The sequence below is a fragment of the Aestuariibaculum scopimerae genome (genome assembly GCF_059428085.1).
On the sequence record NZ_CM182089.1, the window covers coordinates 1274219 to 1290870 of the forward strand.

Here is a 16652-nt window from a genome sequence, read left to right on the forward strand (position 1 = left end):
TCTGGATATTGGTTTTTTTGAAAACTCGAAATCAATATCGAAAAAGAAACGGTTCTCCCCAGAACCGTTTTTTTATTCATAAAAATGCTGTAGTTCGCTTAATATAATTTGCCTTGCTTTTTCATTCAACCACTTAGTGTCCTTAATTGCTAAACCTTCTGTAGATAAAAATTCATGAATCTTAACACGCATTCTGCCTGGCCCTCCACTAAAAAGCGTATACGAAAAACGCTTTTTATTGTCGGCAAACGTTAAGGGCACAATGGGAATTTGATGTTTAATTGCCAACCTAAAGGCACCATCTTTAAATGTATCTAAAGCAATCGCTTCATCAGGAACACCGCCTTCTGGAAAAATACAAATGCTTAACCCAGACCTTATACGCCTTTGTGCCCTTAAAAAAACAGCTTGTCGGCTTTTGGGCGAGTCCCTATCTACTAAAATACAGGTGCGTTTATAAAAAAACCCAAACAAAGGTATTTTGGCCAATTCTTTTTTGCCTACAAAAACAAATGGATTCTTAATACACACCAACATAAGCATTATATCGGCCATAGAAGTATGGTTGGCAATAAACATGTAACTCTGGGTTTTATCCAGCTTTTGTTCGCTCTTAATTTGAACTCTAAACCCCATTCCTAGTAAAATAACCTTAGCCCAAATCCTAGCCATTTTAAAAAAGAAAGGATACCAAGATTCTTTTGAAATTGAAATTAAAAGCACTGGAAACATAATAAGGATAGGCAAGGCTACAAGAATGTAAAACCAAATACGGTATAATATCCAGAATATATGTTTAAACAACCTCATTAAAATCAAAAATACACAATTGTATTGAGCAATTCTATTAAAAAAATTACCTTTGCTCTTGTTTAACCAATTAAAGATTCCTGCACTTGCAGGAAACTTGCAGGAAATGTTATGGCAAGAATACTTACAGGAATACAAAGTACAGGGACACCGCATTTGGGAAATATTTTAGGAGCCATCATACCAGCAATAAAAATGGCAGAAGCCCCTGAAAATGATTCCTATCTGTTTATTGCTAATTTGCATACATTAACCCAAATTAAAGATGCTGCTGTTTTAAGACAAAATACGTATTCTACGGCTGCAACTTGGTTGGCTTTTGGACTGGATATTGAAAAAACCGTGTTTTATAGACAAAGTGATGTACCACAAGTAACGGAACTGTCCTGGTATTTAAGCTGCTTTTTTCCTTACCAGCGATTAACCTTGGCACACAGTTTTAAAGATAAGGCCGATAGGTTAGAAGATGTTAATTCTGGGCTATTTACCTATCCAATGCTTATGGCTGCGGATATTTTATTATATGATGCCGAGATTATCCCCGTTGGAAAAGACCAATTACAGCATATTGAAATGACCCGTGATGTGGCATCCCGCTTTCATGCTAAAGTGGGCGAAACCTTTGTTGTGCCAGAAGCCCAAGTACAGGAAAACACCATGCTTGTTCCTGGTACTGATGGCGAAAAAATGAGCAAAAGCCGTAACAACACAATTAATATCTTTTTAGACGATAAAAAGTTACGTAAGCAAATCATGTCCATTCAAACAGATAGTACGCCACTTGAAGAACCCAAGGACTGGAAAACATGCAATTGTTTTGCCATTTATAGCTTATTGGCCTCTAATGCCCAAACAGAAACCATGAAAGCTAATTACGAAAAAGGCAATTATGGGTATGGGCATGCCAAACAAGCCTTGTTTGAATTGGTTGTGGAAACATTTGCGGTACAACGTGAACGTTACAGTTATTATATGAGTAACTTTAATGAAATTGACAAAGCCCTTAATGTAGGGGCCAAAAAGGCAACCTTAGTTGCAAATGCTGTTTTAAATCGTGTTCGAGAAAAAGTGGGTTACTAAATAACCTCAAATAATTTTCCTGGCAGCGGCCTTACAACACCCTTCAATTCCATATTAAGCAATACACTTGCCGCTTTAAAAATGGGCATATTGCAATTAATGGCTATAATATCCAGTTGTTCCTTCTGGCTTTCCTTTAAATAGTTGTATATTAATTTTTCGGGAGCATCCAGCTCTATGAATAATTGTTTTTGAACTACTGGTTTTTTTACATCCTCCAGTTGCCAATCCAATAAATAAGGCACATCTAATGGGGTTGTAAGCATATGTGCCTTTTGGTATTTTATCAAATTATTACAACCAATGCTCATAAGGTCCGTTGTTCTTCCCGGCACCGCAAAAACATCCCGATTGTATGAACTGGCAATATCGGCAGTTACCAAACTCCCTCCCTTTTCAGCAGATTCTATAACAATGGTAGCTTCGCTTAGTCCTGCAATAACCCTGTTTCGTTTTAAAAAATTATTCTTGTCAAAAGGGTCGCTGCTCCAAAAGTCTGTAAAAAACCCACCGTGTTTTTCCACATCAACCATATACTTTTTATGTACCTTAGGGTATATCTGATCCAATCCATGTGCCAAGCAACCCACTGTTTGCAACTTATGCTTTATAGCAGCTTTATGGGCTGTTATATCTGTACCATAAGCAAACCCAGATACAATTACAGGGTTATAAACCGCTAAGGTTTCAACCAATGCCTCACAAAATGCCATACCGTTAGTAGTAATCTTTCGGGTGCCAACAATACTAATAATACGTTGGTTTTTTAAATTGATATTCCCGGTTTGAAATAATAAAATGGGCCCATCTATACAATGTTTTAGCTTTTCTGGGTAATCTTGGTCTTCAAAATAAAAAGTCTTAATAGCATTGTCTTGTATAAAGGTTATTTCCTTTTCGGCCGCTTTTAAATGGTTGGCATTAAACAAATCGCTTAGCGTTACATGCCCAATACCATCAATTTTAAGCAATTTTTGCTTTTTTTCCTTTAAAACAGCTTCGGCTGAACCACAATGGTTTATCAAGCGTTTTGCAATAATATCACCAATATTTGGCACATGCTGCAATGCCAAAGTGTACAGTAAGTCGGTTTCGGTCATTTTGTATTTGGTTAATTTTAAAGCTGCAATAAAAGAATTTTTATACTGTTAATAAATACTTAAATCTAAATTTTATTGACAACCATATTTTTTTAACTTTGTTTTCATGCAATTGGAAACCTACATAAGCGATTTACTATATAGATATGAATGTGTTACGGTACCAGAGTTTGGTGCTTTTTTAACGCAGCGTGAACCTGCAAAGGTTGATGAGGCTACCAATACCTTCTATCCGCCCAAAAAAAGCGTGTCGTTTAATGAGCAAATTCAGAAAAACGATGGGCTTTTGGCAAATTATATTGCCGATGTAGAAAAAATTCCTTTTGAGATTGCTAATAAAAAAATAGCAAAGCGTGTTAAAATACTTAAATCCTTTTTAACACAGGGTGAAACACTTACTTTTAAGAACATAGGTGAGATTGTTTTTAATAGTGAAGGCAAAATTTTATTTGAGCCCACCTATCATCTTAACTATTTAACAGATTCTTTTGGGTTATCGCCATTTGTATCGCCTGCTGTTACTCGTGAGGTATACAAAGAACAGGCCGAAGCTGTTGAAAAGGTCATTCCTATTGCTGTAACACCCGAAAAACGCAACAATAAATCGTTCTTAAGATACGCTGCTGTTGCGCTTGTAGCTTTAACACTTGGTGGTTTGGGAGCCTCTAATTATTATGCCAACCAGATTGAGCAACACAATCAACTAGCGCAAGAAGAAGCCACAAAACAGCTAGACACTAAAATACAGCAAGCAACCTTTAATTTAAACCCGTTACCAGCCATTACCTTAAACGTTACTAAACAAACAGGTAATTACCACATTGTAGCTGGCGCTTTTAGAGTTGAGGAAAACTGCACTAAAAAAATAGCACAACTTAAAACCCAGGGTTTTAAAGCTAGAAAAATTGGTGTTAACAAATATGGTTTGCATGAAGTGGTTTACGCTAGCTATGAGGATAGAATTGAAGCCCTACAGGCCCTAAGAACCATTAAGAAAACCCATAACAGTGAGGCTTGGCTATTGGTTAAAAAATTAGATTAAATCTTCTTTCCAATTATCTCTAAAATCATTTCCTTTAAATCCTAAATTCCTTTTACCTTTGCAGCATATTAAAAATAGCTGGCATGGAGGCAAAAACACCCGAACAATCTAAAACAACACTTACCGATATGGTTTTACCCGGTGAAACCAATCCTTTAAATAATTTATTTGGTGGAGAACTTCTGGCACGTATGGATCGCGCAGCCAGTATTGCAGCCAGACGCCATAGCAGGCGTATTGTTGTAACTGCCTCTGTAAACCATGTTGCTTTTAGTAGAGCCGTACCCTTAGGAAGTGTGGTTACAGTTGAAGCCAAAGTATCCCGTGCTTTTAAAACCTCTATTGAGGTGTTTATTGATGTTTGGATTGAGGATAGGGAATCTGGCACTAAAACAAAAGCCAACGAAGGTATCTACACATTTGTTGCTGTTGATGAAACTGGGAGGCCTATTGCTGTACCCGAAGTGATGCCTGAAACAGATTTAGAAAAAGAACGCTATAATGCGGCTTTAAGACGTAAACAATTAAGTTTGTTACTGGCGGGCAAAATAAAACCCAATGATGCTAGCGAGTTAAAAGCTTTATTTGACAATGCTTAAATATTTGAATTATTAATTCATCCTATAAACCCAAGAAGCTGGATTTTGTGTGTTTCCATCTTTTGAAACAATAAAGCTTAAAATGGTTTCTCCATTACCATTGGTAAACACCTCGCCTATCTCCTGTTTGGTGGTCACTTTGTCGCCTGTTTTAACATACACTTTCCCAAGGTTTTTATAAGCCGTAATGTAATTACCATGCTGTATCATTACAATAGGATTTACATTCCTCATGGTTACAATAGCTATAACCTCGCCATTAAAAACGGCACGTGCTTTAGCCCCTTTTTCTGTTGCTATTCTAACACCGTTACTTTTTATGGTTAGCGATTTATCTATGGGGTGTGGTTGGGTTCCATACCCAACTTTAACAAATCCTTTTTCTACGGGCCAAGGTAATTTTCCTTTATTGGCAACAAAATTAGCCGCCAAAACCTTCTCTTCGGCTGTTAAAGAAAATGCTGAGGAACTACTTGATTTACCAGCCTTTTCATTGGATTTGGCAATAGCTGCTTTAATAATTCTATCTATTTCGGCATCTATCCGGTCTGCTTCCCGCTGCTTTTGCCTAATTTGTGATGCGTACATAGACAGGTTTCTCCTAATAGACTTCATTAAATCCTGATGTTGCTTACGCTCGGCCTCTAAGGATTTTTGAACCTCCTTGTTCTCTGCTATTAATTGTTGTTTTTCCTTTTGTTGCGCTAACAGGTTTTTATTGGTTTCTTGCAGTTCCAGGGTTTTTGTTTTAATAGCTTCGCCCTGTTGCTTTTGGTGATCAGTGTATTGCTTCATGTAATGCAACCGCTTATAAGCCTGCTTAAAGTTGTTTGACGATAATAAAAACATAATCCTGCTTTGCTGGTTTTTGCTTTTATAAGATTTTACAATCATGCCTGCATAGTCGGCCTTTAAAATCTTTAATTCGTCTCTTAAACTGGTTATTTTCTTTTGATTGGAATGAATACTCCGGGTTAACAAGTTTGCTTGTTGGTTGGTAACTTTAATTAAATTATCTAAAACGCTTATCTTATAATTAAAATCTTCTATTAGGGATAATTGCGATTTTTCTTTTGACTTGTTTTCGGCACGTAATTCGTTTATTTTTTGTATTTCCCTACGTAGTTCCTGCCTGCGTGTTTCCAGCTCTTTTTGTTTATTGCTCTGCGAAAGCACTACCATACTACATAGCATAGCACTTAACATGAAAACAATTTTGTATGCAGACTTTCTATACATCTTTTAAAGTTGAATTTCTTTAAACCCCGAAGGTATTTTAAACGGAAAGCTTAAATTTTCATTTAAAGAAACATTTTTAAATTCTAAATTTATGGTTATTTCCTCATTAGCTTCAACAGCTATAACCTTAATGCGTTCTGGTAGCGTTTCTTTTTCAATTTTCTGATAGGCCAGATAATCTATTTGCAAATGCCTTAATTCATTGGGTTGCGATATTTGCTGCGATTTTACTTTGAAATGCACAGGGTCCAATAAATAGAAAATTTCAAAAAGCGCTTGTTGCTTACTGGGTTGGAGTATATAAGAACCATCATCTACATAAGCATTATAGTCTCCCGCTTTTAAATTGAAGAGGGCTTCGCCAAACAATAAATTCTGCACCTTATCAAAATCTAACTCCGTACCCAATAAATTGCTTAAATAGGTGTAATCGCCTTCAAAATATGTATTATCCAATTTATTGTAAAAGCTCACTTTTTCTGGTGTAATAAGGGCTTTTACAACAGAAAACGTGGCACTCATCCATATTACTTCATCCTTTTTGGCCCTAAAGTTCACTGCATGTGTTTGTGAATCGTTGCCTTGTATATAGGATATTTTAAGCCTAGATTGAAATGTTCTAAAATTAGGGGCTTGTTTTGCATTTTCTTTTATCAACTGTTTTGTACTTAACTTGTAATTAGCATCGCCTCCAGTAACAGTCTTAGAAGATTTACAATGAAACACCAAAAGCACCAAAAGGGATAAAATAAGGTATTTAAGTTTGTTCATTATTAATTTGAGATTTGTAATTGTTTTGCTTTATCACTAAACGCTTTTGCTTTTGCTGTATTGTTCAACTTACTATGGGCCTCACTCAATTGTTTGTAAAAATCGAGTTCCATTTTAGTGTCCTCAATAATATAATCTAAACCAGACTCTAAAATGGTTATGGCCTTTTTTGGTTGGCCCAATTGGTTTAACGACACGCCATTAATTAAGTAAAACAAGGGTTGCGATGGATATTTTTGTAATACCTCATTACTTTTCTTTTCTGCCAGCTCATACTGTTGCAAATCTATGTAAAGAAGCAATGCATTTCTAAGCAAATTAAAATTATCGGTATCTATTTTTAAAGCGGCTTCAAAATATTCCAAGGCTTTGGCCTTATTGTTCTTTGCTAAGTAATATTGCCCAAGTTCTATAAGGGTCTTACTGTTGTTACTATCACTTACCATAGCGGTAGCCTCTACCAAATCGGCTTCATACTGCGGATTATCGCCCACAAACTGCACAAAATCCGTTAATACTTTAAGTTTTGCCTCGGGTTTAATCTCTGGACTCTTAACCACTATTTTCATAGATTCTATGGCCTTATCGGCATTTTTATCATCTAAATAAAACTTGTAGAGCGCTAAATGTACCAATTGCGAATTAGGATGAATCTTTAATAATTCTTTGGCCGTTTCAAAAGCTTTTTCCTTTTCATCGTTCTCACTGTATCTAAAAATAAGTGCTAAGTAGTTGGATTCTAATTCTGGATTATCTTCAACGCGCTCTTCTAAGTTTTTTATTTGATCTTTTTTTCGTCCAGTAGCATTGTATATCTGGTTGCGCATCACGTCGCGTGCCATCGAAATTCCAAATTCGGCATCCAATTCATCCAAGATTTCCAGGGCATCGTCATAATCCTTGGCTCTTACATACAATGCCGCCAAATCTTCTTTATAGTCGGGGTGGTATTTAACCAGTTGCTTTACTGTTTTTATGGCTTTGTTGTAATCGTTTTGGGAGGCATAAAACCCATATAGTTCATCTAGAAACCACTCATTGTCGGAATCTTTACTTACGGCTTTCTTTAAGGCATCTTCTGCTTCACCAAAATTTTTAAGTTTTATATAGTTTTTACCCAATTCAAAATACAAAACTGGTATGGAATTGTCTATATCAATACATTTTAAAAGGGCTTCTACAGAACGATCGTAATTTTCAATGCTCTTTTGTTTTAGAGCCTCATAAAAAAGTTCTTGAAATGTATCTTCCACATTCCCCAAATCGTCATCTGGTTTTTTGTTAAAATCCACTTGGGTATAGCTTACTAGGGGGAGTAGGAACATCCCTAATAGAGCGCATATGTATATAATATACTTCATTTATTTGTTTTAAAGCTTTACGCAATTGGCTTTATGCTTTAAGCTTCTTACTCTAGCGTGCTTACTCATGCATTGTAAAATCAAGCGTATTGCCTACAGCCTAAAGCTTACAGCCTTATTCCAACACCGAATAATCACCAAGACTGACCTTTTTATAATCACCATGATATGTTACATGGTTCCCAATCATAGCTTCCTCTAAATTAGCATTTTTAATTGTTGTGTGGCTTTGTATTAAGCTGTTTTTAACAGTAACATTTTCTATCACACTATTGTTACCAATAGATACATAAGGACCTATTGTACTGTTCTTAATAATAACATTCTTGCCAATAAAACAGGGTTCTATAATATTAGAATCCTCTAGTTTTACACATGTCGCTACCAGTTCTTCCTCTCCATCTGCTTTTAAAAAGCTCAACATTTTGGCATTGGTTTCTACGGTTATGGCTTTATTGCCACAATCCATCCATTCATCTACCGAGCCTGTTTTAAATATCTTACCATCTGCCATCATACGCTTAATACCATCATTTATTTGGTATTCGCCTCCATTAGTAACGTTTTCATCTAGTATTTCTTGTAATTTATCCTTTAAAATGGACACATCTTTAAAATAATATATCCCAATCACAGCTTGATCACTCACAAATGTTTTGGGTTTCTCTACCAGTTCAACAATCTCCTGTTTGTCATTCAATTTAACAACGCCATACGCCTCGGGATTATCCACTTGTTTGGTCCAAATCACACTATCGGCCTTAGGATCTAAATTAAACGCCGCACGAATTAGGGTATCGGCATAAGCTATAACGGCTGGGCCAGAAAGTGATGGCTTGGCACACATAATAGCATGTCCTGTGCCCAAAGGTACATCTTGACGGTATATAGAAGCTTTGGCTCCTAAACCACTGGCTAACGCCTGTAAACTGTCAACAACATCATCACCAAACCAAGCGGGGTCGCCCAATACAAAGGCAATTTCTTCAATGGGTTGCTTTAATACTTTTGCAATATCCTTTACCAACCTGTGAACTATTGGCTGTCCTGCAACCGGGATTAAAGGCTTTGGTACTGTTAAACTGTGGGGTCGTAAACGCGAACCGCGTCCGGCCATGGGGACTATTATTTTCATATCTATATACCTGCGAACGCAGGTATCTCTTTATTATTAAACATTATATCTAACTTGTAGATATTCTCAATATTACGCTCTTAATTTATCAAAATTTATATTCCAATTCATACTTAAATCAAACCAACCTGCATTCATATCCTCTATGAGCTCTATCTTCCAAGCTCTTTTCCATTTTTTAAATTGTTTTTCTCTTTTTGTTGCTGCTAGCCCATCTTCAAATATCTCAAAATAAACCAACTTATCACAATTATACTTTGTCGTAAAGGATTTAGGATAGACCTTTAGTTTGTGTTCTTTAACACGTTCATCTATATTATCTGTCACGCCTATATAAAGTACACCATTTGGCCTGTTAGTCATAATATATACATACCAATTGCTCCGAACACCTGTGTCTGCAGGTATTTCCTTTAAATTATCACCTATATCTTTTTCCTTTAACAATGACTTACCTATGGTTCTCTCCCTTCGACTTAGAGATTCCTGCTTTCGCAGGAATTTAATTACTACCAGTACTCCCAAATCCGCCTTCACCACGCTCAGTCTCAGAAAGCAATTCTACAGGCGACCATTCTACCCGTTCATGCCTAGCTATCACCAATTGTGCAATACGCTCACCATTGTTTATGGTGAATTCATCATTAGAAAGGTTTACTAATATCACTCCTATTTCGCCTCTATAATCGGCATCAATCGTGCCAGGGGCATTTAATACGGTAATACCTTTTTTTGCTGCTAATCCACTTCTGGGGCGCACTTGGGCCTCATACCCAACGGGTAGTTCTATAAATAATCCTGTGCCAACAACACTTCTCTCTAAAGGTTTTAAAACCCTTGGCTCTGATAAGTTGGCTCTTAAATCCATGCCCGCTGAAGCCTCCGTTTCGTAATGTGGAAGGTCGTGGGCTGATTTGTTTACTATTTTTATTTGCATTTATTCTTCTTTTAGTTTCTAAGTTTCTGAGTATCTAAGGAGCAACGTACCTTAGATACTTACCCATCTGTTAAACTAAGTCCCTTTTGTTACTTAGTCCTCTTTGTTACTTTTTTTAATTCATTCTTTTCCAAAACGTAAATCATCCCCAAAAATACAATTAACACGGAGATTCCAAAACCATATTGGTATCTAAATCGATAAAAAGATAGCAGCGAAAACCCGATGGAAAGTGTTAAATACAGGACTATTTTCTTTAAATTATAGGGTATGGGATAATATTTTTTACCATACATATAAGATAGCAGCATCATAATAAAATAAGCTACTAAAGTAGCTATGGCCGATGCCTTATAGCCATATGTTTTAATAAAAAAGATATTAATAACCAGCGTTGCTATGGCCCCAACAATAGATATATAGGCTCCAAATTTTGTTTTATCGGTAATCTTGTACCAAACCGACAGATTGTGGTAGATTCCCAGAAAAAAATTAGCAATTAATATAATGGGGACAATCCACATGGCTTCCCAATAGGCCTCGCTTCTTACAATAATAGGTTTTAATATATCGGCAAAAACCACAACGCTTAGTAAAATAACCGATCCAAATGCCACAAAAAACTCTAATATTCTGGCATAATTTTTTTGGGGGTTTACGGTATTGGCATGACTAAAAAAGAAGGGTTCTATACCCAATCGGTAAGCCGTGGCAAACAGGGTCATAAACAGTGCTAATTTATAACATGCTGAATACATCCCTATTTGGGTATCGGCAATATCAGGAGGCAATAGCTCTTTTAACAGAATTCTATCAAAGGTTTCATTAATAGAAAATGCCAGCCCTGCTATTAATACAGGAAAGGCATATCGCAACATACGTTTCCATAAGTCCTTGTGGAAGGTATAGGGTATCTTTATGTAAAACGAGACCATTAAAAGCAGTGTTACAGCACTAGCTATAAGGTTGGCAATAAATATATAGCTGATTTCAAAATCGGGCATGTATATACTTCCAAAAAACGCACTATGTGTAGCTAAATCTTTTAGCAGCAATAAAAAGAAAATATTAAGCCCTAAATTAATAGCCACATTTAAAATCTTGATTAAAGCATAACGCATGGGTTTTTCAGTGGCCCGCAACCAAGCAAAAGGGATAATAACAAGCGCATCTAAGAGTAAAATCCAGATGACCAAGCGAATGTATTTCGCATCAATATCAATAAACGAAGCTATCTGGTCCTGAAATAAAAACGCTACTACAAAAAACCCTAACGAGGATACAATTAGCGAGATAGCCGAAGTGCCTAACACACGATCTTTATCGGTTTCCTTGTTAAAAAACCTAAAAAAAGCCGTTTCCATACCGTAGGCCAAAATAACATTAAAAAGCACAAACCAAGAGAAAATAACATTTACCTTACCATACTCTGCGACCGAGGATAACACGCCCTCGGTTGTGTATAGTGGCACCAGAAGGAAACTTAACATTCTTGGTAGCACCGTGGCTAGGCCATAGATAAATGTCTGTTTAAATAATGTTTTGAGTCCGCTCAAATACTTGGGATATTAATATGGTTAAAAGTACGTTTTTAGTGCATGCTGTGCAAAATAGATTTTTTGAAGTTAGATTTTAATCACGGCGTTATTAAACTAAATTCAAAAAAAACCTAACAATCTAAACTGAGATATTATATAAACAGCTTCCCCATTCTTTTACCAATGCTATCTATTTTAAAATACTTTGTGCTATTTTTTATATGATAACTGATTACACATTCGTTTTCTTTTAATTGAAAACGGGGCTTTTGGTCCCGATAGTTATCGGGATCGGGGTTGGGAACTGGATTTCCATATTCAGCATAAGGTTCAGCACTCATAATGATGTCTGCTTTTTGGGGTGCTACAGATTTAAATCGTGCGATGTAAAGGGTATCATTAGGCTTTTCTAACTTGGCTATACGGCCTCTAAAATAAACACTATCTAGCATGATGTGTCGGGGATTGGACAATACGGGTATAAATAGTTGTATGCCAGAGCCACCGCCTTCTACACCTGCTGCCCAAGGTTGGTAATAGGTATTGTCCAAGGTTAATGGTAAGTGGGTTTCTAGTTTTTGGGTACTGGCACATTGAGTTAAGCTTGTTATGATAAACAAACTCCAAACGCTATTTAGCATGTATTTTAAAAACCCCATCACTCTATACTTTTATGGCTTAAAATACGCTTTTCAAAATTAATGCCATAAAAAAAACCTGCAAGGTCTTTAAGTACCTTGTAGGTTTTATGTATCTATGAAACCTACAGGGTTTTGGAAACCCTGTAGGTTCAGCATAACAATATCATTATTCTTTTAATTATTCAAAGCCTCGGCACCACCTACAATTTCTAGGATTTCGTTTGTAATAGCTGCCTGACGCGCTTTGTTATATGTTAACTTAAGCTGATCTCTTAATTCCTTAGCATTGTCTGTGGCTTTGTGCATGGCCGTCATTCGTGCACCGTGTTCACTTGCAAAAGAGTCTCTAATACTCTTATACACTTGTGTTTTTAGCGATTTAGGAATCAATTGCTCAACAATTTCCACTTTTGATGGCTCAAAAATATAGTCGGCGTTTACATTCGTATCACTTGTTACAGGAACAATGGGTAAAAACTGCTCTACCATAACAATCTGTGTTGCTGCATTTTTAAACTTGTTATAGACAATTTCAATTTTATCAAACTCTCCTGCTACAAATTTATCCATAAGCATTTGTGCTATGTCTGCTACATTATCAAACGTTAAATCGTCAAAAATATCACTTTTATTGGCAATGACTTTGTTGGTCTTTTTAAAAGCATCATTAGCTTTTTTACCAATAGCTACATACGATACGTTTTGGTTGGCATAGGTTTGATTTGTTAACTTATTAACCTCTTTAATAATGTTCGAGTTAAACGCACCAGCCAAACCTCTATTGGATGTTATTGCAACAATTAAAACATTTTTAATTTCACGTTGGGTTGAAAATTTACTTCCAGAATCATCATCTAAAGTTGCACTTAAATTTTGTAGAAGCTCTGTTAACTTATCTGCATAAGGTCGCATGGCTGTAATCGCATCCTGTGCCTTTTTTAACTTTGCAGCAGATACCATTTTCATGGCACTGGTAATCTGCATCGTTGATGACACTGATGTGATTCTGTTACGTATTTCCTTTAAATTGGCCATCTTTTCTAATTATGAATTATGGATTCAGAATTATGAATTCCTGATAATCGACACTAAAAGTCTTATTAGAACTTCACAATCCTCTCTTAATTTTGAGGGAACATCATAAATTTTGGTTTCTTCAATAACATCTAACCAAAAAGATGTTTCGTCCGCCTCTTTAAGAGCAATTCCTAGTTTATTTTTAAAATCTTTTGTACTTACCCCCCTTTGTGATTCCCTCACATTAGCACCTATACTAGTACCTGCTTTAAGTAACTGATTTCCTATTTCAAAAAAACGTTTTTCTTTAAGTTTCTCAGCATAAAGGACAATATCACAAGCAAAATAAAAACTTTTGTCTAATATGGCATTACCACTTTTACTGTAACTCATAATTCTGAATCCTGAATTCTGAATTAATTATATTTCCCCGAAAGATCCTTAGCAACTGCAGTTAAAACATCTGTAACCTCATCCGTTAATTTACCGGCTTTTAAGGTGTCTAATGTGTCTCTATGCTTTGCATTTAGGAACTCGATAAAGTTTCTTTCAAATTCTTTCACCTTATCTACAGGTACATTTTTTAATAAGTTTTTAGATCCTGCATAAATAATAGCAATTTGATCTTCTACGGTATAAGGATCGTTTTGCGCTTGTTTTAATATTTCCACATTACGCTTTCCTTTTTCAATAACGTTTAATGTAACCGCATCTAAGTCGGAACCAAACTTTGCAAAGGCTTCCAGCTCACGGAACTGTGCTTGATCCAGTTTTAAGGTTCCTGCTACCTTTTTCATGGATTTTATCTGTGCATTACCTCCAACACGCGATACGGAGATCCCCACGTTAATGGCTGGACGCACCCCAGAGTTAAACAAGTCACCATCCAAGAAAATCTGTCCGTCTGTAATAGAAATTACGTTGGTTGGAATGTATGCTGATACGTCACCTGCTTGGGTTTCAATAATTGGTAATGCTGTTAATGAACCGCCCCCTTTTACCATAGGCTTTAACGAGTCTGGAAGGTCGTTCATCTCTTTAGCAATCGCATCGTCATTAATCACCTTTGCCGAACGCTCTAATAAACGAGAGTGTAAGTAGAACACGTCTCCTGGATAAGCCTCACGTCCTGGTGGGCGACGCAATAATAACGATACCTCACGGTATGCTACTGCTTGCTTAGATAAATCGTCGTAGATAATCAATGCTGGACGACCTGTATCTCTAAAGTACTCACCAATTGCAGCTCCTGCCATAGGTGCATATACTTGCATAGGTGCAGGATCTGATGCGTTTGCAGCTACAATGGTAGTATAAGCCAAAGCGCCTCTGTCTTCCAATGTTTTTGCAATGTTTGCCACTGTTGAAGCTTTTTGACCTACAGCTACATATATACAATATACAGGTTCCCCTGCATCATAAAACTCTTTTTGGTTTAAGATGGTATCTATACAAACCGTTGTTTTACCAGTTTGACGGTCGCCAATAACCAACTCACGTTGCCCACGGCCTACTGGAATCATTGCATCAATAGATTTAATACCAGTTTGTAATGGCTCTGTTACTGGCTCACGGAAAATAACCCCTGGCGCTTTACGCTCTAAGGGCATTTCGTAAGTTTTTCCAGAGATAGCGCCTTTACCATCAATAGGATTTCCTAATGTATCAACAACGCGGCCAACAATACCTTCACCAACATTTATAGAAGCAATACGTCCTGTACGTTTTACTGTAGAGCCTTCTTTTACACCTACTGAAGCCCCTAATAATACGATCCCTACGTTATCTTCTTCCAGGTTCAATACAATACCTTCTAAACCGCCTCCAAATTCTACTAATTCACCATATTGTGCATTAGCCAATCCGTAAGCACGTACAATACCATCACCTACAGTTAATACAGTCCCAACTTCGTCTAAAGAAGCACTTGCTTCAAAACCTGCCAGTTGTTGTTTTAAGATTGCTGATATTTCAGCTGGTTTTACTTCTGCCATCCTTATTAATTTTGAATTCAGAATTCAGAATTCTGAATTGTTTTAGTTTATTGAAAATTCTCTTTTTAATTTATTTAGCTGATTTGCAATACTTGCGTTGTATTGTACATCACCTATTCGCAATATGAAACCACCTATAATGCTTTCATCAATAATATTATTTACGGTTACATCTTTACCTGTAAGCTCTTTGGCCTTTGCCAGTACCTGTTTCTTCAAGGCATCATTAAGTGCAACGGCTGTTGTTACAGTTGCGACTTCTATCCCTTTTGATTGATCGAACAACTGATTGTATTTTAAGGCAACATCGTTTAAAATAGCAACTCTATTGTTGGAAACCAAAATATTTATTAAGCCTGTTGTTTCTTTGTTTACATTGCTAAACACGTCTAGCAATACCGACTTTTTTACTGATGAGCTAATTACAGGGCTTAGAAGCATCTCTTTTAAGTCATTGCTTTCTGCAATGGTACTAGCAATTAACTTCATATCGCTACTTACGGCCTCGGCCGATTTTTGATCGGATGCTAAGCTTAAAACTGCTTTTGCGTAACGTATTGCTGCTCTTGCTCCTGCCATGGTTTTAGTGTGTTAATTTAGCTTCACCTATCATCGATTCCACTAAGTTTAATTGTTTATCTTTATTAGATAACTCACTGTGCAATACTTTTTCCGCTATGTCTAAAGATAGTCCTGCTACATGGTTTTTTAGTTCGGCCATGGCTGCTTTCTTTTCACTTTCAATAGCTGCTTGCGCTTGTGCTATGATTTTGTTGGCTTGTTCTTCTGCTTCTCTTTTAGCGTCCTCAACCATTTTATTTTTCATGTCGCGTGCATCCTTTAACATGGCTTCACGCTCTGCTCTGGCTTCTTTTAATAGCTTTTCGTTATCTGCTTGAAGGTTTTGCATTTCTAATTTTGCCTTTTCGGCAGATTCCAGTGCATTGTTAATAGACTCTTCTCTGCTTTTAACCGCTCCTAAAATAGGTTTCCAAGCAAACTTTTTTAATAGTAAAAAGAATACTACGAATATTATCGTAGTCCAAAAAATCAAACTTTCTGGTGCAGTAAAGTTCATATCTATATTTTTATTTAATTATTGTTTTTTTTAAGTTTTCCCAAAACCAACCGTTTTGGGAAAACTTAGTCTCATTTCAAAAATTATTTTGCAATTAAAGCAACTACCACTGCAAAAAGCGCAACACCTTCAATAAGTGCAGCAGCAATAATCATTGCAGTTTGAATTTTTGAAGTAGCTTCTGGTTGACGCGCAATAGCATCCATTGCAGATCCACCAATTCTTCCAATACCGATTCCTGCTCCAATTGCAGCTAATCCAGCACCGATTCCAGCTAATACCATAGTAATAAAATTTATTTAGTTAATAA

Annotated in this window: 19 protein-coding genes; 3 read left to right on the forward strand and 16 right to left on the reverse strand. The window is 36.4% G+C overall.

Annotation, left to right across the window (positions count from 1 at the left end; all coding sequences use genetic code 11):
- Nucleotides 1-72: 72 nt before the first annotated feature.
- Entirely contained in the window at nt 73-810 is a 738-nt protein-coding gene (locus AC5SR4_RS05655) for a lysophospholipid acyltransferase family protein (RefSeq protein WP_495358560.1), read from the reverse strand.
- A 111-nt stretch (nt 811-921) separates the two neighbouring features.
- On the opposite strand from AC5SR4_RS05655, the gene trpS reads away from it, so the two are divergent.
- The gene (trpS, locus tag AC5SR4_RS05660) at nt 922-1890 is read left to right on the forward strand and encodes a tryptophan--tRNA ligase (protein ID WP_495358561.1); all 969 of its coding nucleotides are present in this window, start codon (nt 922-924) and stop codon (nt 1888-1890) included.
- On the opposite strand, the gene dprA is transcribed toward trpS, so the two are convergent.
- Complete coding sequence (dprA, locus tag AC5SR4_RS05665) at nt 1887-2990, reverse strand: DNA-processing protein DprA (protein WP_495358562.1); 1104 nt, start codon at nt 2988-2990, stop codon at nt 1887-1889. The two genes, trpS and dprA, sit on opposite strands and share 4 nt — an antisense overlap.
- 106 nt (nt 2991-3096) lie before the next feature.
- Here dprA and AC5SR4_RS05670 point away from each other — a divergent pair, with 106 nt between their 5' ends.
- Complete coding sequence (locus AC5SR4_RS05670) at nt 3097-4032, forward strand: HU domain-containing protein (RefSeq protein ID WP_495358563.1); 936 nt, start codon at nt 3097-3099, stop codon at nt 4030-4032.
- An 83-nt stretch (nt 4033-4115) separates the two neighbouring features.
- Nucleotides 4116-4631, forward strand: coding sequence for an acyl-CoA thioesterase (locus AC5SR4_RS05675; protein ID WP_495358564.1), 516 nt, complete (start codon nt 4116-4118; stop codon nt 4629-4631).
- A gap of 12 nt (nt 4632-4643) precedes the next feature.
- Here AC5SR4_RS05675 and AC5SR4_RS05680 read toward each other — a convergent pair whose 3' ends face one another.
- The 14 genes from AC5SR4_RS05680 to atpE form a co-directional block, all read right to left on the reverse strand.
- Entirely contained in the window at nt 4644-5870 is a 1227-nt protein-coding gene (locus AC5SR4_RS05680; RefSeq protein ID WP_495358565.1) for a murein hydrolase activator EnvC family protein, read from the reverse strand.
- Nucleotides 5871-5873: 3 nt separating this feature from the next.
- Entirely contained in the window at nt 5874-6641 is a 768-nt protein-coding gene (gene lolB1 / locus AC5SR4_RS05685) for a lipoprotein insertase outer membrane protein LolB1 (protein WP_495358566.1), read from the reverse strand.
- A 2-nt stretch (nt 6642-6643) separates the two neighbouring features.
- On the reverse strand, nt 6644-8002 hold the full coding sequence (locus tag AC5SR4_RS05690; protein ID WP_495358567.1) for a tetratricopeptide repeat protein: 1359 nt from the start codon (nt 8000-8002) through the stop codon (nt 6644-6646).
- A gap of 115 nt (nt 8003-8117) precedes the next feature.
- Nucleotides 8118-9137: a sugar phosphate nucleotidyltransferase gene (locus AC5SR4_RS05695; protein WP_495358568.1), complete on the reverse strand. Its 1020-nt coding sequence runs from the start codon at nt 9135-9137 to the stop codon at nt 8118-8120.
- A gap of 72 nt (nt 9138-9209) precedes the next feature.
- Complete coding sequence (locus AC5SR4_RS05700; protein ID WP_495358569.1) at nt 9210-9584, reverse strand: GIY-YIG nuclease family protein; 375 nt, start codon at nt 9582-9584, stop codon at nt 9210-9212.
- 55 nt (nt 9585-9639) lie between these two features.
- Entirely contained in the window at nt 9640-10074 is a 435-nt protein-coding gene (gene dut / locus AC5SR4_RS05705; RefSeq protein WP_495358570.1) for a dUTP diphosphatase, read from the reverse strand.
- Between the two features lie 89 nt (nt 10075-10163).
- Nucleotides 10164-11630 (reverse strand): lipopolysaccharide biosynthesis protein, encoded by a 1467-nt coding sequence (locus tag AC5SR4_RS05710; protein ID WP_495358571.1) that lies wholly within the window; start codon nt 11628-11630, stop codon nt 10164-10166.
- Between the two features lie 134 nt (nt 11631-11764).
- Nucleotides 11765-12253, reverse strand: coding sequence for a hypothetical protein (locus tag AC5SR4_RS05715; protein ID WP_495358572.1), 489 nt, complete (start codon nt 12251-12253; stop codon nt 11765-11767).
- A gap of 174 nt (nt 12254-12427) precedes the next feature.
- Nucleotides 12428-13288, reverse strand: a complete 861-nt coding sequence (gene atpG, locus AC5SR4_RS05720) for an ATP synthase F1 subunit gamma (protein ID WP_495358573.1) — start codon at nt 13286-13288, stop codon at nt 12428-12430.
- A 30-nt stretch (nt 13289-13318) separates the two neighbouring features.
- Nucleotides 13319-13663, reverse strand: a complete 345-nt coding sequence (locus AC5SR4_RS05725) for a four helix bundle protein (protein WP_495358574.1) — start codon at nt 13661-13663, stop codon at nt 13319-13321.
- A 23-nt stretch (nt 13664-13686) separates the two neighbouring features.
- The gene (gene atpA, locus AC5SR4_RS05730) at nt 13687-15264 is read right to left on the reverse strand and encodes a F0F1 ATP synthase subunit alpha (protein WP_495358575.1); all 1578 of its coding nucleotides are present in this window, start codon (nt 15262-15264) and stop codon (nt 13687-13689) included.
- A gap of 42 nt (nt 15265-15306) precedes the next feature.
- Entirely contained in the window at nt 15307-15843 is a 537-nt protein-coding gene (gene atpH, locus AC5SR4_RS05735) for an ATP synthase F1 subunit delta (RefSeq protein ID WP_495358576.1), read from the reverse strand.
- 4 nt (nt 15844-15847) lie between these two features.
- Nucleotides 15848-16342, reverse strand: a complete 495-nt coding sequence (locus AC5SR4_RS05740; protein ID WP_495358577.1) for a F0F1 ATP synthase subunit B — start codon at nt 16340-16342, stop codon at nt 15848-15850.
- A gap of 83 nt (nt 16343-16425) precedes the next feature.
- Nucleotides 16426-16626 carry an ATP synthase F0 subunit C gene (gene atpE / locus AC5SR4_RS05745; protein WP_106659118.1) on the reverse strand — a complete coding sequence of 67 codons (201 nt, stop codon included), beginning with the start codon at nt 16624-16626 and terminating at the stop codon, nt 16426-16428.
- Between the last annotated feature and the right edge of the window lie 26 nt (nt 16627-16652).

Excerpts from the sequence above, each read along its gene's own strand:
- AC5SR4_RS05695 (WP_495358568.1), bottom strand. The coding sequence starts at position 9,137 with ATGAAAATAATAGTCCCCATGGCCGGACGCGGTTCGCGTTTACGACCC.
- dprA (WP_495358562.1), bottom strand. The coding sequence starts at position 2,990 with ATGACCGAAACCGACTTACTGTACACTTTGGCATTGCAGCATGTGCCA.
- AC5SR4_RS05690 (WP_495358567.1), bottom strand. The coding sequence starts at position 8,002 with ATGAAGTATATTATATACATATGCGCTCTATTAGGGATGTTCCTACTC.
- dut (WP_495358570.1), bottom strand. The coding sequence starts at position 10,074 with ATGCAAATAAAAATAGTAAACAAATCAGCCCACGACCTTCCACATTAC.
- atpH (WP_495358576.1), bottom strand. The coding sequence starts at position 15,843 with ATGGCAGGAGCAAGAGCAGCAATACGTTACGCAAAAGCAGTTTTAAGC.
- AC5SR4_RS05740 (WP_495358577.1), bottom strand. The coding sequence starts at position 16,342 with ATGAACTTTACTGCACCAGAAAGTTTGATTTTTTGGACTACGATAATA.
- AC5SR4_RS05675 (WP_495358564.1), top strand. The coding sequence starts at position 4,116 with ATGGAGGCAAAAACACCCGAACAATCTAAAACAACACTTACCGATATG.
- AC5SR4_RS05670 (WP_495358563.1), top strand. The coding sequence starts at position 3,097 with ATGCAATTGGAAACCTACATAAGCGATTTACTATATAGATATGAATGT.
- atpA (WP_495358575.1), bottom strand. The coding sequence starts at position 15,264 with ATGGCAGAAGTAAAACCAGCTGAAATATCAGCAATCTTAAAACAACAA.
- lolB1 (WP_495358566.1), bottom strand. The coding sequence starts at position 6,641 with ATGAACAAACTTAAATACCTTATTTTATCCCTTTTGGTGCTTTTGGTG.
- AC5SR4_RS05655 (WP_495358560.1), bottom strand. The coding sequence starts at position 810 with ATGAGGTTGTTTAAACATATATTCTGGATATTATACCGTATTTGGTTT.
- atpE (WP_106659118.1), bottom strand. The coding sequence starts at position 16,626 with ATGGTATTAGCTGGAATCGGTGCTGGATTAGCTGCAATTGGAGCAGGA.
- AC5SR4_RS05680 (WP_495358565.1), bottom strand. The coding sequence starts at position 5,870 with ATGTATAGAAAGTCTGCATACAAAATTGTTTTCATGTTAAGTGCTATG.
- atpG (WP_495358573.1), bottom strand. The coding sequence starts at position 13,288 with ATGGCCAATTTAAAGGAAATACGTAACAGAATCACATCAGTGTCATCA.
- trpS (WP_495358561.1), top strand. The coding sequence starts at position 922 with ATGGCAAGAATACTTACAGGAATACAAAGTACAGGGACACCGCATTTG.
- AC5SR4_RS05715 (WP_495358572.1), bottom strand. The coding sequence starts at position 12,253 with ATGCTAAATAGCGTTTGGAGTTTGTTTATCATAACAAGCTTAACTCAA.
- AC5SR4_RS05725 (WP_495358574.1), bottom strand. The coding sequence starts at position 13,663 with ATGAGTTACAGTAAAAGTGGTAATGCCATATTAGACAAAAGTTTTTAT.